Consider the following 15746-nt stretch of genomic DNA (forward strand, 5'->3'; position numbering starts at 1 on the left):
GATGCTTTTAAGGATTTCAAGATTTCATGTTTCAAAATACAGATTTTATAAATCTTGAAATTTTGAAATTATATAATACAAATATAACTCATTTATCCTTTTAATATTGCTTATGACAGTGAGAATCATCATGTTTATTAACTAGTCCTCCCCCTTTAGTATGGGAAGTTTCAGACGGTATTTCGTAGCCAGTACTCTTATCACAACCACAAACACAGCCGTAGAGATTTCTATTACAGCCAGATCCACATTCAGATAATGAAGGACGCTAAACAAAATTCCTCCCAGGATACAGGCGACAGCATAAAGTTCCTGTGTGAAAATAATAGGAACTTCATTTATCAGAATATCGCGTATCATACCTCCTACAATACCTGTGATAGTGGCCATAGACACACATACCCATACCGGATAGTCGAGAGCGAAAGCCTTTTCGTAACCTACTACTACAAATAGTCCCAGCCCGATGCAGTCGAACCAGAAAATCGTATTGTTAAGATGTACCAGAAATTTACGAAAACACAGTACAACTAGAAAGGCAAACAATGTACACCATATATAGCGGCTGGCCTGTGTCCAGAATATAGGCACATCCAGCAACAAGTCACGCAAAGTACCGCCTCCGGTAGCGGTGACGAAACCGATAACTATTGCTCCGAACCAGTCGAACCGTTTAGCCGAAGCCAGACGGATACCACTGATAGCAAATGCAATTGTTCCCAGAAATTCGATTATATCGACAAGCTGTATTTTCGCAAGGTCATCAAAGAGAAACATGGTTTTTAAGTGAAAAGTTATGAGTGAAAAGTTATAAGTTTATTTGCTGATATGCAAATAAGTATCACAATTAGTATATTGGCACATTAGTTTATTCCTCATTGGCAATCATCCCGCTGCCAATACACAATTTGGAATCCGCGTCATAGACCACACCGAATTGTCCGGCTGCAATGCCTTGTATCTTTTCATCGGAATGAATGCGATAAAGGTCGCCTATCTTTTCTACATAGCCATGGGTAAATTCAGGTGTATGGCGTATCTTGAAGGAGATGTCTTTCCGTCCTTCAAAATCCCCCCAGATATCTTCTGTAATGAATGAGAATCCCGCAAGATTTACCACTTTGCCATATTGAGTTTCAGGATCGTAACCATTAGAAACATAAACGATATTGCGCTTTGTATCTTTCTTTATCACAAACCACGGGCCGCCGCTAAGTCCCAGACCTCTACGCTGGCCGATAGTGTGAAACCAGTAGCCGTCATGTTTTCCGAGTACATTGCCTGTTTCCAGCTCCACGATCTTGCCTTTGTGTTCACCCAGGTAGCGGCGGATAAAATCATTGTAATTTATTTTACCCAAGAAGCAAATCCCCTGGCTATCCTTGCGTTGTGCCGACGGCAGTCCCTGTTGCGCGGCAATGGCCCGCACCTCGCTTTTCAGCAAATCACCTATCGGGAACATCAGCTTGGATACCTGCAGGTAATCTATCTGTCCGAGAAAGTAGGTTTGGTCTTTCACGTGATCTTTCGCAGTAGAGAGCCATGTCTTACCGTTCAGTTCGGTAGTTGTTGCATAATGCCCTGTCGCAATCTTATCAAATTCATGCCCCCATTTTTGCTCGAAACACCCAAACTTAATCATCTTGTTGCACATCATATCCGGATTAGGGGTCAACCCCCGCTTTACAGCGTCTATTGTATAACTCACCACATTTTCCCAGTATTCTTCGTGCAGGGACACAACTTCCATTTTACAACCATACTTTTTTGCTATATAGGTTGTAATTTCAATGTCTTCTTCGGCGGGGCAATCGATATAGCCCTGCTCGTCTTCCATCCCTATGCGTATATAAAATATCGTAGGGTCGTAACCTTGTTCCTTTAGCTGATGTACTACTACAGAACTGTCTACCCCGCCCGATACCAATGCTGCTATTTTCATTATTATCTACCTACCAGATTTCTGTTTTCACAAAGTTTTTAAATGTTCCCATACCAAAACAGAATCCCGCCCTGATAAAGAACTGTTGTTCGTTACCTGTCACATTAAAGTCATAACCGGCTTTTACAAAAAAGAATTTGTAATCGGCATATATATTCGGCGTGATCACAACCCCGTCCTTTCCATGCCTGAAATTGAAGAGGTATCCGGCATCACAACCAACCAGGATTGTCGCTTTGTTATTATTAAATAAGGATTCGCTCAGGAAAGATGTCAATTGTATCGGCTTCAGGTTCAACCCGGCAACAGGAGAACTTCCCCCTGTGTAATCTATCCCGCTGGATACAAACGAATTGAGCGGATTTTTTTTATGCCATACAGGAAAAGACGCGTTGGCCGCGAACTGAAAATCATTTCCTTTCCCCTTGGCATCTGCATACTGCGCCCCGATACCTATAAATTGTGCTGAACAGGTAAAAGGCAATAGCAGGAACAAGCATAAAATTTGTATCTTTTTCATTTTTATCAACAATAGTTACAGACCTATTTATTAGCTGTCCAGATATAACAATAACTGGCTGTTATAAGTTTGAACTACGATATTTTACTTAAATATTTTCAACCAAGGTACAAAAATACGGTTTATTTTTCAGAAAGTCAGGGTACAGGCCTACGATTGTTCTGTTTTGGACTCTCTCTCTACATCAGCTCTCGATTTACTGGCCGTAACCAGATATACTCCTCCGAAGATTAATATGGCTGCCAGTAATTTTTCGAATGTAAACCGGTCCATTCCCATATATATGGCTACGCCGGAAGCAATGAGCGGCTGCATATTATTGTACATGGAGATCGTAGTAGGCCTGATACGCCTCTGAGCCAAAGGAATCATCATATAGGTGAAAAATGTAGCTCCCAGTAATGTAAACGACAGCATCAGATACGGTATTACATCCGGCTGATGGAACAGTGGCGCTGCGAATACTGCATCATAACTGACAGGCAGGTTAATCAGAGCGGCGAAGAGAAACATCCATTTCATCATCGTAATGGGGGAGTACTTGGTCGATAGCGGACGTGTAATCACCAGATAAAACGCGTAAAATAACTGCGCGCTAAGTACAGCGATATCCCCCGCCAGAGCTGACCCCTGACCCGCTGTAACAACCTGATTGGATGTATAGACCAAGAATATGGCACCCAGCCCACCGAGCAACACGCCGCCTGCTTTTTTGAAGGTAATGGGTTCTTTGAGTAACACTGCCGCCAGTATCATCGCAAACAAAGGGCCGCTGGTAGTTATTATGGATGCATCTACAGATGATGTTTGCCCCAGTCCGTATGCAAAAAGGCTCTGATTGATAAGCATACCCGAAATACCGCCTATGCACAGTATGAGTAAATCCCGCCTGTCTACTTTTTCTTTTTTCGTGAATAACGATACTATCCAGAAAGCAATGGCAGCAAAGCCCATACGAAGCATTGTCATAGCTATTGGCGTAAGAAGCCCGGTACTATACAGATACTTATTGATGGGGATGTTCAGTCCGAAAACTGTCATCACAACAAGCATGATAATATGTCCCTGTTGTTTCTGTGAAAGAGTCATTGAGTTAATTAATAATTAATAATGATGAATTCATTTGTTAATTTGCCTGTCTGCTAATTTACTTATCTGTTTATCCTGCAATTTTGAAAAGAATATCAACATACAGATAGCTCCAAGCATGGCGCAAAACATATCTGACTGTGTATCCCAGACATATCCCTGAGTACCGAGAAAATCCTCGGCACCATCGGCCGACAATGCGCCTACCCACCATTCTGTCAGTTCGTAAAAGGCACTGATGGCAAGGCAGATACTGACAACTATAAATGGCAACCAGGAACGTTTTTTTAGCACATCGAGGCGGATAAGCAATTCACGGGCAATCATAGCCGGAATAAAGCCTTGCGCAAAATGCCCTACTTTATCATAATTGTTGCGGCTTTGGTCAAATACTTCTTTTATCCAGTCGAACAAAGGAACTTTCGCATAGGAATAGTGCGCGCCAACAAAAAGGATAATAAAATGGATAAGGATAAAGACATAAGCCATATCCATAAACCGGAACCGCTTAAAAGTGAAGGCAAGTATTGCCACACCGGCGATGCACATTCCTGCTTCCATGAACCACAAACCCGTTTCGTAAGGGTTGATGCCCGACCAGACGCCTGCTATAAGGAATATGACAAGAAATATCCAGTGTTTCTTTTCCATTGAGCGTATGTAGTTTGTTATTTGTAAGTATTATAAGAAATAACTTCCTCTGTTGGTTTACGCCTCTTTTCCCTCAACGGCTGTGCGGGATAACCGATAACTATATCGAGTACCACACGTCTGTTATCAGGGATATTCAGCAGTTTCTTCATTTTTGATTCGGTAAACCAACCGAGTATGCAACTACCCAGTCCTTCGGCTTCAGCCGCAAGGCAGATATGAGAGGCTGCAATACCGATATCAAGAAAGGCGAAATGCTTATCTTTCACAATACCGCCAATACCTGAACTTATATTCACCTTTTCCTCTACTATTATAATATGTACAGGTGCTTGTTTGGTAAAATGGTTCATGCCCAGCAACCGGGCTGACGCCGCATCTGCCACCTTGTTTTTCAGTCCGGGTTCATCCACCACGATAAAATGCCACGGCTGCGCGTTACAGGCTGAAGGCGCCAGACGTGCAGCTTCCAGTATGCGGGCTATGATCTCACGGTCAACCGTGCGTGTAGTATCATAAGCACGGGTGCTCTGGCGTTGTTTTACAAGATTGTAAAAAAAATCTTTATCCATATTACAATTGTGTAATACGACTGATATATTTACCTATAATATCAAATTCCAGATTTACCACACTACCTACTTTAAATTGATGGAAATTGGTATGTTCGTATGTGTATGGAATTATAGCTACTTCGAATGTATTATTGGTAGGGTCAACTACAGTCAGGCTGACACCGTTTACGGTTACAGAGCCTTTATCTACCGTCAGATAACCTTTCTTGGCCATTTCACGGTCAAACTCATATTCGAATTTGAAATACCAGCTGCCATCGGCTTCCCTTATTTCGACACACTTGGCTGTCTGGTCTACATGTCCCTGGACAATATGTCCGTCGAGGCGGCCGTTCATCAGCATACTGCGTTCGAGGTTGACCTTATCGCCTACCTGCAATAAACCGAGGTTGGAACACTCCAGCGTCTCCTTGATAGCAGTGACCGTATATTTGTTATCATCTATATTCACTACTGTAAGACATACTCCGTTGTGTGAAACACTCTGGTCTATTTTCAACTCATGGGTGAAGGTACACTCCATTGTTATATGCAGATTTTCTGCTTCTTTACGCAACGAAACTACTGTTGCCGCTTCTTCTACTATACCTGAAAACATGATATCTTTATTTTAAAAAGCCTTAAGAAAAATTTTCGCTCAAATTTAAACAGGCCCTGGGTTAGTTCTATTATTTTTTAGTCGTACAAAGGTACGGAAAAGTTATAAGTTATGCGAATCAGTAGCTGAGTTTTAATGCCGGATTGTTTTCAGCTCCACTTCGTTCCGTCAGGATGTTCCTTTTGGCATTGGCCAAAAGGAATACAAGCAATCTTCGATTGCGCGTAGTAGAAAAGAATCGGATATTAAAATCCAGCTCATGACTCTGATTACTTTTCCGTTTTATTAAAAGGAAATATGCGGATAACTAAAAAAACTTTATCTATATAGTCGGAATCGATAGCCTTTGGCTGATAGCTCTTTGAAATATTGAAGAAGCCCCCTAAATTGGCTCCGCCGAACGTTGTTTCCCCAGGGGGGACTTACAGAGAGGGAAAAAAGTGACAGATAGAAAATAATGGAAAAAGTGTAACTTTTGTAACTTTTTTGATATAGTTACGAGTTACTGCGCCCTTCGGGCAGTTACGGGTTACGAGTAGACAAGATACCAGATACGAGTTGTTCACTGTTTACTGTTAACTGTTTACTGTTAACTGATATATCTGTTACCTTTGTTACTTTTTGTATAGTGCTCTTTGTGTAAATCTTTGTGCCCCTTGTGGTAAAGAGATTTAACCACTAAGTACACGAAGGAAATCACAAAGGGCACAAAGGCTAAAAAGACTGTTACCTTTGTTACCTTTTGCGTCTTAGCATCTCTGCATGAAATACTGTTTACTGTTTACTGTTCACTGTTAACTGAAATAAGTGTTACCTTTGTTACCTTTTATATAGAGTCTTTTGTATAAAGTATTGTTTTCCATGCGGTACACTAAGTACACAAAGAAGATCATCTCAAAGAAAATAAAAAGAGAGACAAAAAATACGTAAAAAGTGTCAGAAGTGTAACTTTTTTTTAACTATTACAATTAACGTATAACAAATGAATGCAATAATTAATTCAATAGGGATTTATGTCCCTGAAAAACGGATAGACAACCATTATTTTGAAAGTATAGTAGATACAAGTGACGAATGGATAACCACCCGTACAGGTATCAGCCAGCGGTTTTATGCAGCCGGGAACGAATATACCGGCGACCTCTGTGTAAAAGCTGCGCAAAACCTTTCGGTTAGGTACAATAAGGATTTGTCGGATGTAGATTTTATCATTGTAGCCACCACCAGTGGCGAACAGGTCATGCCCAGCATGGCAAGTCAGGTGCAAACGCGGCTGAACATACCGAACGCGGGATGTATAGACGTCTATGCTGCCTGTGCAGGATTCGTGTATGGTATTATCCTGGCCAAAGGGCTGATAGCTGCCGGCACGCATAAAAAAGTGCTGGTGATAGGGGCGGAAACACTTTCGAAAATCACGGATTTTACCGACCGTACCTCCTGTATATTGTTCGGAGATGGTGCAGGAGCCGTTGTAGTGGAAGCCTGTGACGAAAACCATATATTTGATGCGCTGACCGGGACGGATGGCTCGCATGGGAAAGACCTGTATCTGGCGCACCAGAATGTCCCGATAAACGGAGAACCTGTAATCCCTGACCGCAATTTGCACCAAAATGGCAAGGTTGTTTTCAAATGGGCGGTAAGCACCTTGATTGATAAAATACAGGAACTGATATCCAAGAATCATCTGAAACCGGGCGATATAGACTGGTTCATACCACACAGTGCAAATATCCGCATCCTCGAATCGGTATGTTCAGGGCTGAATGTCCCGATGGACAAGTGTCTGGAGAGCATCAGAAACTATGGTAATACTTCCGCCGCATCCATTCCTATAGCCTGGTATAATGGCATAGAATCGGGTAAAGTAAAGCCAGGTGACAACTTGCTGTTGATTGGCTTCGGTGGAGGATTGACCTGTGCCGGAATATGCCTGCAAAATATGATCGAGAAAGAATGAGATATCCAACTGATTCAGAGAAGGAAACGAAATCGAATCCATTTCCTTCGCTTTTATCTTCATTTTTATGTCTAAAAAAATAGACAATTTGTTTTGTCGTCTAGTTTTTTAGACTAAATTTGCGGGGTAACTAATTAATATCGCAATATGAAAAAGACAATCTTACTATTGGCACTATCTGCTCTTTCAGCAACTGTGTGTTCACAACAGGCGGTGTCTGTCCGTAAAATAGATAAAGGAGATATTCAACAAGAAAAGCTCGATGTCGCCACAGTCCGGTGTTACTACAAATTCACCCAGCCGGTAACAGTTGATAAGCAAATACATCGGCAATCAGATACGATGACTCTGGATATCGGGCAGAAAGTTTCCCGGTATTACGATGCTGCACGTATCAAGCGGGACTCACTATTTACCGACTTCATGCGCAATAAGCTAAACCCGTCTACAATACAGAGCATATCCATAATGAAAGACGCGGATATGTCCGTGCTGGATAACAAAGGCGGGGCAATGTTCGATTCTACGACAAAAGGGGAGACGGCTCAGTTATTCAAAAAACGCCCGGCAGGAGAAATAATTACAATTGACAGAGCGGAAAGTGATCCTCAGAAATACAAATGCACGGAAACAATTCCTGCGCAACAATGGGATATATCTACCGATACACTGACCGTACTGGGCTATATATGCCAGAAAGCGACTACGGAATTTCGCGGACGGGATTACGAAGCATGGTTCAGTCCCGATATTCCCGTAAATGAAGGTCCCTGGAAGTTCCACGGATTACCGGGATTGATAATGAAAGTTTCAGATTCAGAAAATCTATTCTCATTTGAGATCATAGGGTTGGAGAATCTTGATAATCCGGTCGATATAACAATGGCACAGGAAGATTATTTGAAGGCCAGTATAAAAGACCTCGATAAATTAAAGAAAAAACAATCGGGAGGCACTGCCATAAATGTTAACGGAGGCAATGTAATAATGATACAGAAAAAGAATAATAATGAGTATCTGTCTTTAGAAACCGAATAAAGCCCAGGTCTATAAATAGAAATAATGAAAAGATATCTTCTGACCCTCTTTATCCTTATATCCTGCTTTACACATGCGCAAACCATCATTAAAGGGATTGTGCTCACCGGAGACAATAAGCCTGTACCGGATATCAATGTCACTTTACAGGAAAAGGGACGCTCCCTGATGCTCGGTTATGTATTGACTGATGATGCCGGAAAATATAAGATAGAGTATAAGGGCAAGAGTGACAGCATTGTTGTCATTGTTTCGGGCTTTAATGTTGGCAAACAATCGAAAACAGTCGGTAACCGGAGTCAGGACGTAAACTTCTCCATAGTACAGGAGTCCATTGTTCTGAAGGAAGTGAAGATAAAACCTCCTAAGATAAGGCAGGCAGGAGATACACTGAACTATATGGTGGAAAGTTTCAGCGATGGCAATGACCGTACAATAGGTGATGTATTGAAAAAAATGCCCGGTATACAGGTTAAAGACGATGGAGCAATACTTTATCAGGACAGGCCTATAAATAAATTTTATATAGAAAATGTGGATTTATTGCAGGGCCGTTATGGCATAGCGACAAATAATATAGAAGCCAAAGATGTATCTACTGTACAGGTAATGGAAAACCACCAACCGGTGAAGGCGCTGAAAGACCGCGAATTTTCGGAAGACGCCGCTATAAATCTGAAATTGAAAGATTCGGCCAAAGGTACTCTTATCGCAAATGCACAAGCAGGTATGGGTGCCGCACCTCTGCTGTGGAACAATGAACTGACAGGAATGTATATTGCCAAAAAACTACAGAATATAACCACCTATAAAGGAAACAATTCCGGTGATGATCCCGGCCGAGAGCTGAATTCATTCTATTCGGGCGATGCTTCACGAATGAAAAGTAACGGTCTGCTGAATGTACAGACCCCGTCTTCCCCGTCGATCAGTGAAAAGCGGTATCTGGATAATCAGGCGAATATGGTTTCATTTAATAATCTGTGGAGTCTTAAAACGGATTACCAACTGACTGCAAACATCAACTACCTGAACGACTATCAGCAAAGAAGCAGTTATGCATATACCGAAAACTACCTGCCGAACGACGAAACCATAAAGATAGAAGAATTGTTAAATTCCAGATTGAGAAAGGAAAAACTGGGTACTGATATACAATTGAACGCCAACAAAGACAAGTATTACTTCAACAACCTGCTGAAGCTCGAAGGAGTATGGCACCGGGAGCGGGGCGATGCCATTTCCCAGGACAGCGTTTACCAGCATTTAAAGAAGCCGGACTATGGCATTAGTAATACATTCAACTTGGTGAAGACAAACGGAAAACATACATGGACTTTCTATTCATTCAACGGGTACAACGCTTCATCCCAGACACTGCGTGTACAACCCGTATTGTATGGACAATTATTCGATCCTGCACCTTCGCCGGAAGCCATGGTGCAAGACGCCGAACGGAACGACTTCGCTTCATACAGCAGAATTACATGGGGACTAGGCAAGGGTGCTGTAAAGCAAAATTATACGTTAGGCTTTAACACGGACCTGCAACAGCTCAAGTCGGCATTGCAGGCCGATACAAAAAGTGGATTAGGTAGTTTGTCCGACTCTCTGAGAAATGATATAAAGCAGGGTAAATTCGAGTGGAAATTCTTGCCGAATTACACATATTCAAAAGGTTATAAACTGAATGTATCGTTGTCACTGCCGCTCAGTTATACAATATTGGACACAGACAACAATGTATCGGATAAAAAAGAAAATAAGGGATATTTGTTCTTCAATCCATTTTTGTTTGCCAGTTACAAATTATCGGCTTATTGGGATAGCTATCTGAATGCCGGTTATAGCAACTCGACCGGAAGCCTTAATAATATGTACACAGGATATATCATGTCCTCGTATCGGAACTTACTGCGTAACGACGGGAAATTATTCAGACAGCAATCCCGGAATTACAGCCTTGTGCTAAATTACAGGAATCCGATAACAACCCTGTTTGGGATGGCCAGCATATCGTATTACCGGAATAAGGTCAATCTGCTTTACGATTATTATTATAGCGGCATATTAAAACTGCAATCGACCATAGATATGCCGAATACAGCAAGCGGGATAAATGCAAGTGTACACGGCAGCAAAGAAATTGAAGCTATAAACACAACTGTTTTTATAGGCGGCAGCTACAACAATAGCCGGTCAGCACAAATAAATCAGGGAGAACTTATCGACTACTCCAATCAAAGTTTTTCGGTGTCACCACGCTTTCTGACGAAGTTTGGTTCGAGTATAAGCTTTGAATACTCAATACGGTATACACAAAGCCAAGGTAAAATAAAGGATAGTGGCAGGAACTTCGACCCCATACGTACGACATCGCAAAATGCGCAACTGAATATTTTCCCGTTGAAAGGATTGGTTATAAACCTGAGGTATGAAAACTTCTATAATAATACAATCACTTCGGGCAGCAGGTCTATGTCATTCGGTGATATCGGGGCAAAATATAAATGGGAAAAAGCTGAGATAATCCTTGATTACACCAATATCTTCAATTCCAGGCAGTATATATCCACATCATACAATGACGTAAGCAGATACTATTATTCTTATGATTTACGTCCTGCGGAAGTATTGCTGAAAGTACGGTTTAAACTGAAATAGATTATTCCATGAATAGTTTTATTGTCGTATTTTAATGTTTAACTTTTCGTTGCTGAATAATAAACAACTAAAATTGAATGATTATTCGACTTTTGTTCCTGCTTAAATCCTTACATTTATCCTCAAAAGAATATATTATGAATAGAACAGGCCTGATTCTTTTAGTACACTTCTTTCTCTCTTCGTATATGATGACTTCTTATAGTCAGGAGGGGAACCGGACAAATATTCCTTTAGACTCGATTGTATTGAGCGATCCGTGTATTTTAGCCGATCCGGCCACAGCCATGTATTATATGACCGGAACCGGAGGAAAGCTTTGGAAAAGCAAAGATCTGAGGCTCTGGGATGGTCCTTACACGGTAGCACAAACCGATCCGGACTCATGGATGGGTCCCCGGCCTATGATATGGGCGGCGGAAATCCATGCCTATAAAGATAAGTTCTATTATTTTGCCACCTTTACCAACCGTGCCGTAAAAATAGACACTGTAGCAGGTAATATAATCGAGCGCAGGGCATCGCATATATTAGTCAGCGACAAACCCGGCGGCCCTTATGTCCCGATGCAGGATGAAACATACCTGCCGGCACACATGCCTACATTGGACGGTACCTTCTGGGTAGACAAAGATGGTAAGCCATATATGGTATATTGTTACGAATGGCTGCAAAACCTGAACGGAACAATAGAGAAAATAGAGTTAAAACCCGATTTAAGCGGCTCTGTCGGTGAAGGCAAATTGCTTTTCCGCGCCAGCGATTCGCCCTGGAGCAGGGAGAAAGATAAGGATGGGAACGACCGGCCCAATAGAGTGACCGATGGCCCTTACCTGTTTGAAACAGGTACCGGACGTTTGGGCATGATCTGGACGAGCTGGATATATGATGTATATACGCAGGGGATCGTTTACTCAGAAAGCGGAACCCTCGATGGCCCGTGGATACATGAGCCGGAACCGGTCACACCTCCCAATTTCGGGCATGGTATGCTCTTCCGTACACTCGATGGCAAACTGCTGATGTCTGTTCACAGTCACAAACAAATGCAGGATGGCCGCTATCACCGTGTACCCCATTTGTTCGAAGTGGATATAACCGGGGACAAACTGGCTGTAGGTAAACAGTATATACCCTAAATCCGATTAATATTGCCAATCCAACGACTGATTCTATACTAACTTAACAATTATATAAGCCCAATATCTGCTATTGTAATTTACAGGACAGAGCGGAAGATAGCCTTCTGCAAGCCTGTTATCTTTAAATACAACCGGATACTGTTCTTCCATAAGTTTGTGACGGTTGTATATTTCACCTTCTCTGGAGCAAAAGTCCATATAATATCTGCCATCCGACAAAGGAGATATATAATTCTCGTATAAGCGAATTGCCAGGTATCCCATATTATAGCGCATATTTATCTCCAGGCAAGGATGTATTTTATATTCATCCTCTTCTTTATATATAAGCATATCCACGCCAATACAGCCTTTGTAAACAGGTGAATATTTCTCTTTAAGAATAGCGATTAACGCTAACCTTACCTTGTCCAGAAGGGATAGAGCAATATTCTTTGTAAGCTCATTTACGATATTCTCCTGCGGGCCCAGATAATTTCCCTGATAAGCACCCTTATCAGTCGTATAGAAGAGAGAATATCCGGCGAAGTCGACACCACCCTGTCCATCGCAAATAAATTCCATGGCAAAATCAACCCGCTTATCCAAAACCCTCTCGATAGATACACTAGCTTGCTTCTTTAGTATGCCATGTAATATTTGACGCTCTGTACGCGTAAGCCCTGTCTCCGGAAGCCATAGCAAACCCCGGCCTGACGATGAATAAGGCGCTTTCGCTAATAATTTTGACGCAGAGTTGTTTACCACCTCCTCAATATCTTCGAGCTTGTTGCAAAAACAGGGGACTATACTCTTTGATACTTCGGGTATATTCGCGGCAATGTCTCTTAAACAGTCGCCCGCGGCCTGTCTGCTGTTGAGATAAGTGTATATATCATTCCATTCCGTTAATATAAGGCTTGTATCATATTTTTTGTTCAGTTCCTTAAAATAATATATGGCCTGTGGAGATATCCCCCATAATGATACCTCCATCTCCGGGTAGCGATATAGGCTTTCCTCTGCTATGCCTTTTGGTAAAGAAGGAAAATTGTCTGATAGAAAACTATGGAATTCAGTGTCATTTTTTTCGCCAGTCAGTACTAAATCACAGGCTGTGCCATACCATGCCGGAAGAAAGGACAGTTCTTTTTGCATCGATACGATATTTGCCGGTGCTGTATAATATGGCGAACTGTTTTTTACAGCTGTTTCATGCCCGGGATTGAAGAAAAGGATCATTCGCAATTAGTTTAAGGTCGCAGACCTATTTATTTTCAAGTAAATAATACAAAGAGAAGACGTTATCGCATTCAAGCAAATCACTAAATTCTCTCTATAACTTAATACCTGCAAAATTAGTGAATATCTTTGGATTCTCCGGTCTACCAAACCGTATAAACAGTGTCAATATTAACATAATAATTATCTATTTGACTGATTAGAAATAAGGGCTTATATTTGTCTCAGAATTGAAAATAACTAACTCAAAAAAACAATAGATTATGTCAGTATTAGTAGGAAAAAAAGCGCCTGTATTCAAGGCTAATGCAGTGGTGAACGGTAATGAAATAGTAGAAGGTTTTTCTTTGGAGCAATTCATAGGAAAGAAATATGTTGTATTCTTTTTCTATCCTGCCGACTTTACATTTGTCTGCCCAACCGAAATTATCGCTTTCCAGGAAAAAATAGCAGAATTCGAATCCCGTAATGTCGCAGTTGTAGGTGCTTCGACCGATTCGGCTTTTTCGCATTGGAAATGGCTGCAAACAGAACAAAACGATGGAGGTATCAAAGGTGTTAAATACCCATTGGTCGCAGACCAGACATTGATGATATCTTCTGCATATGATGTGTTGGCCGGCGCTTTCGATTATAACGATGAAGGGGAAGACGTATTTAATGGTGCGCCTCAGGCTTACCGTGGTCTTTTCCTTATCGATAAAGATGGCGTTGTTCGTCACCAGGTAGTAAATGACATGCCGTTGGGCCGTAGCGTGGATGAAATTCTTCGCGTAATCGATGCTCTTCAGTTTACTGAGGAATATGGTGAAGTTTGCCCTGCCAACTGGAAGAAAGGTGATAAAGCACTAAAGGCAACACAAGAGGGGATTTCGGATTACTTATCACACAAACATTAAGGATAAATCTTATATAAGCGATAGAATGTATTAATGCAACATATTTCAAGCATAACTGACTATTGTTGCTGCAGATACATAACTAATAAATAGGTCTGAGACCTTAGTGGAATATTTTTAGGTTAATTTAGTTCTGAAGAGGGTGTGTCAAAAGCCAAATTGCACTATCAAATTATTACCCTCTTTGTCATTGGCTCCGCTTCGCTCTGCCGAACGTTGTTTCTGAATGCAATGAAGAATCCCGAACCTTCAGGCACGAGATGTTTCACTCCGTTCAACATGACAAAATGAAAGTAAAAATTACTTTTGACACACCCTCTTTTGTTTACATCTTTTAATTGTATTTAGTTAAAAGGTAACACTTATTTCAGTAAACAGTAAACAGTAAACAACTCGTATCTGGTATCTTGTCTACTCGTAACCCGTAATTGCCCGAAGGGCGCAGTAACTCGTAACTATATCAAAAAAGTTACAAAAGTTACACTTTTTCCATTATTTTCTATCTGTCACTTTTTTCCCTCTCTGTAAGTCCCCCCTGGGGAAACAACGTTCGGCGGAGCCAATTTAGGGGGCTCCTTCAATACTTCCCTCGCTCGCGCAGACGTCCCGTCTGTGTGTTGCGTAGCAAACATTTTTACCCTGTCAACAAGACACGGACTGGAAGTCCGCGCCAGCGGGGTACTAATGATAATAAAAGCAAGAAGAAATGAGATTTTTTTCATAAATCCGTATATTATAGTTCTGGTAATATAGAAGATGAAGTATAAAATTCAACGGAGATGATTTCAGGAACAGCCGAATAAGATTCGTTTGATTTAATAAAGGTTCCACTTATAATAACTTTCAGCCCGGTTTCAGGTATTTGAGTGTCCAATATTTTTTTAGAAAAATCATGAACTTTTCCTGAATATCCAAGGACTCCATTATCACTATCTGAATATGCATAATCGATAATTAAATAATTATTCTCAATATATAAATAATTCATTTTTCCACTATTATTTATTGCGTCGGAACGATTTTTGAAAAGCAAGAACTCTTTATTTTCGATAGAAAACAAAAATTGCTCTTGTTCTTTATCTTCAGAGCAATTTATGATACATAACGGTATCATAATAAGAATAAAATAATAAAAAATCTTTTTCATTTCAGTAAGATTTAGAGGATTAAAAACTTAAGACAATTGATAGAAAGAAGAACCTTTTGATAGGGCTATAAGAGTTTAAGGGTCATTTCATTACAAATATATAAAAATGTATTTATCTGAAGCATCATATCTTGAATAATTAGCCCTATATATGTAATAACCTATTTCTCATACTGGCACGGTTTTATAAACCGTATCTTACCTAAAAAGCAAAAAGATTTCCCTCGCTCGCGCAGACGTCCCGTCTGTGTGTTGCGTAGCAAACATTTTTACCCTGTCAACAAGACACGGACTGGA

14 protein-coding genes are annotated in these 15746 nt (G+C 41.0%); 5 read left to right on the top strand and 9 right to left on the bottom strand.

Going from position 1 to position 15746, the window contains the following annotated elements:
• Window positions 1-141: 141 nt before the first annotated feature.
• The 7 genes from ACFO6W_RS12900 to ACFO6W_RS12930 all read right to left on the bottom strand — a co-directional run bounded on the left by ACFO6W_RS12900 (window position 142) and on the right by ACFO6W_RS12930 (window position 5375).
• Window positions 142-777 carry a trimeric intracellular cation channel family protein gene (locus ACFO6W_RS12900; RefSeq protein ID WP_379997048.1) on the bottom strand — a complete coding sequence of 212 codons (636 nt, stop codon included), beginning with the start codon at window positions 775-777 and terminating at the stop codon, window positions 142-144.
• Window positions 778-868: 91 nt separating this feature from the next.
• Window positions 869-1942 carry a tRNA 2-thiouridine(34) synthase MnmA gene (mnmA, locus tag ACFO6W_RS12905; RefSeq protein ID WP_379997050.1) on the bottom strand — a complete coding sequence of 358 codons (1074 nt, stop codon included), beginning with the start codon at window positions 1940-1942 and terminating at the stop codon, window positions 869-871.
• Between the two features lie 10 nt (window positions 1943-1952).
• On the bottom strand, window positions 1953-2462 hold the full coding sequence (locus ACFO6W_RS12910; RefSeq protein ID WP_379997052.1) for a hypothetical protein: 510 nt from the start codon (window positions 2460-2462) through the stop codon (window positions 1953-1955).
• Window positions 2463-2612: 150 nt separating this feature from the next.
• Window positions 2613-3551 (bottom strand): DMT family transporter, encoded by a 939-nt coding sequence (locus ACFO6W_RS12915; protein ID WP_379997054.1) that lies wholly within the window; start codon window positions 3549-3551, stop codon window positions 2613-2615.
• 30 nt (window positions 3552-3581) lie between these two features.
• A complete protein-coding gene (locus ACFO6W_RS12920; RefSeq protein WP_379997056.1) occupies window positions 3582-4202 on the bottom strand; it encodes a DUF2238 domain-containing protein in 621 nt (206 codons plus the stop codon).
• A gap of 17 nt (window positions 4203-4219) precedes the next feature.
• Window positions 4220-4774, bottom strand: coding sequence for a nitroreductase family protein (locus ACFO6W_RS12925; protein ID WP_379997058.1), 555 nt, complete (start codon window positions 4772-4774; stop codon window positions 4220-4222).
• A gap of 1 nt (window position 4775) precedes the next feature.
• Window positions 4776-5375: a riboflavin synthase gene (locus tag ACFO6W_RS12930; protein ID WP_379997060.1), complete on the bottom strand. Its 600-nt coding sequence runs from the start codon at window positions 5373-5375 to the stop codon at window positions 4776-4778.
• Window positions 5376-6357: 982 nt separating this feature from the next.
• On the opposite strand from ACFO6W_RS12930, the gene ACFO6W_RS12935 reads away from it, so the two are divergent.
• The 4 genes from ACFO6W_RS12935 (at window position 6358) to ACFO6W_RS12950 (ending at window position 12179) form a co-directional block, all read left to right on the top strand.
• Window positions 6358-7338: a ketoacyl-ACP synthase III gene (locus ACFO6W_RS12935; protein ID WP_379997062.1), complete on the top strand. Its 981-nt coding sequence runs from the start codon at window positions 6358-6360 to the stop codon at window positions 7336-7338.
• A 147-nt stretch (window positions 7339-7485) separates the two neighbouring features.
• Entirely contained in the window at window positions 7486-8376 is an 891-nt protein-coding gene (locus ACFO6W_RS12940; protein WP_379997064.1) for a GLPGLI family protein, read from the top strand.
• A gap of 24 nt (window positions 8377-8400) precedes the next feature.
• Window positions 8401-11040 carry a TonB-dependent receptor gene (locus ACFO6W_RS12945; protein ID WP_379997066.1) on the top strand — a complete coding sequence of 880 codons (2640 nt, stop codon included), beginning with the start codon at window positions 8401-8403 and terminating at the stop codon, window positions 11038-11040.
• 137 nt (window positions 11041-11177) lie between these two features.
• Entirely contained in the window at window positions 11178-12179 is a 1002-nt protein-coding gene (locus ACFO6W_RS12950) for a glycoside hydrolase family 43 protein (RefSeq protein WP_379997068.1), read from the top strand.
• A gap of 33 nt (window positions 12180-12212) precedes the next feature.
• On the opposite strand, the gene ACFO6W_RS12955 is transcribed toward ACFO6W_RS12950, so the two are convergent.
• On the bottom strand, window positions 12213-13403 hold the full coding sequence (locus ACFO6W_RS12955) for a hypothetical protein (protein ID WP_379997070.1): 1191 nt from the start codon (window positions 13401-13403) through the stop codon (window positions 12213-12215).
• Window positions 13404-13666: 263 nt separating this feature from the next.
• Between ACFO6W_RS12955 and ACFO6W_RS12960 the strand changes: the two genes are divergently transcribed.
• Window positions 13667-14302 carry a peroxiredoxin gene (locus ACFO6W_RS12960; RefSeq protein ID WP_379997072.1) on the top strand — a complete coding sequence of 212 codons (636 nt, stop codon included), beginning with the start codon at window positions 13667-13669 and terminating at the stop codon, window positions 14300-14302.
• Between the two features lie 733 nt (window positions 14303-15035).
• On the opposite strand, the gene ACFO6W_RS12965 is transcribed toward ACFO6W_RS12960, so the two are convergent.
• Window positions 15036-15449, bottom strand: coding sequence for a hypothetical protein (locus ACFO6W_RS12965; protein WP_379997074.1), 414 nt, complete (start codon window positions 15447-15449; stop codon window positions 15036-15038).
• Between the last annotated feature and the right edge of the window lie 297 nt (window positions 15450-15746).

This window comes from Dysgonomonas termitidis, assembly GCF_042654545.1.
Classification (GTDB): domain Bacteria; phylum Bacteroidota; class Bacteroidia; order Bacteroidales; family Dysgonomonadaceae; genus Dysgonomonas; species Dysgonomonas termitidis.

Excerpts from the sequence above, each read along its gene's own strand:
- ACFO6W_RS12965 (WP_379997074.1), bottom strand. The coding sequence starts at position 15,449 with ATGAAAAAGATTTTTTATTATTTTATTCTTATTATGATACCGTTATGT.
- ACFO6W_RS12960 (WP_379997072.1), top strand. The coding sequence starts at position 13,667 with ATGTCAGTATTAGTAGGAAAAAAAGCGCCTGTATTCAAGGCTAATGCA.
- ACFO6W_RS12950 (WP_379997068.1), top strand. The coding sequence starts at position 11,178 with ATGAATAGAACAGGCCTGATTCTTTTAGTACACTTCTTTCTCTCTTCG.
- ACFO6W_RS12955 (WP_379997070.1), bottom strand. The coding sequence starts at position 13,403 with ATGATCCTTTTCTTCAATCCCGGGCATGAAACAGCTGTAAAAAACAGT.
- mnmA (WP_379997050.1), bottom strand. The coding sequence starts at position 1,942 with ATGAAAATAGCAGCATTGGTATCGGGCGGGGTAGACAGTTCTGTAGTA.
- ACFO6W_RS12920 (WP_379997056.1), bottom strand. The coding sequence starts at position 4,202 with ATGGAAAAGAAACACTGGATATTTCTTGTCATATTCCTTATAGCAGGC.
- ACFO6W_RS12930 (WP_379997060.1), bottom strand. The coding sequence starts at position 5,375 with ATGTTTTCAGGTATAGTAGAAGAAGCGGCAACAGTAGTTTCGTTGCGT.
- ACFO6W_RS12900 (WP_379997048.1), bottom strand. The coding sequence starts at position 777 with ATGTTTCTCTTTGATGACCTTGCGAAAATACAGCTTGTCGATATAATC.
- ACFO6W_RS12940 (WP_379997064.1), top strand. The coding sequence starts at position 7,486 with ATGAAAAAGACAATCTTACTATTGGCACTATCTGCTCTTTCAGCAACT.
- ACFO6W_RS12945 (WP_379997066.1), top strand. The coding sequence starts at position 8,401 with ATGAAAAGATATCTTCTGACCCTCTTTATCCTTATATCCTGCTTTACA.
- ACFO6W_RS12925 (WP_379997058.1), bottom strand. The coding sequence starts at position 4,774 with ATGGATAAAGATTTTTTTTACAATCTTGTAAAACAACGCCAGAGCACC.
- ACFO6W_RS12935 (WP_379997062.1), top strand. The coding sequence starts at position 6,358 with ATGAATGCAATAATTAATTCAATAGGGATTTATGTCCCTGAAAAACGG.
- ACFO6W_RS12915 (WP_379997054.1), bottom strand. The coding sequence starts at position 3,551 with ATGACTCTTTCACAGAAACAACAGGGACATATTATCATGCTTGTTGTG.
- ACFO6W_RS12910 (WP_379997052.1), bottom strand. The coding sequence starts at position 2,462 with ATGAAAAAGATACAAATTTTATGCTTGTTCCTGCTATTGCCTTTTACC.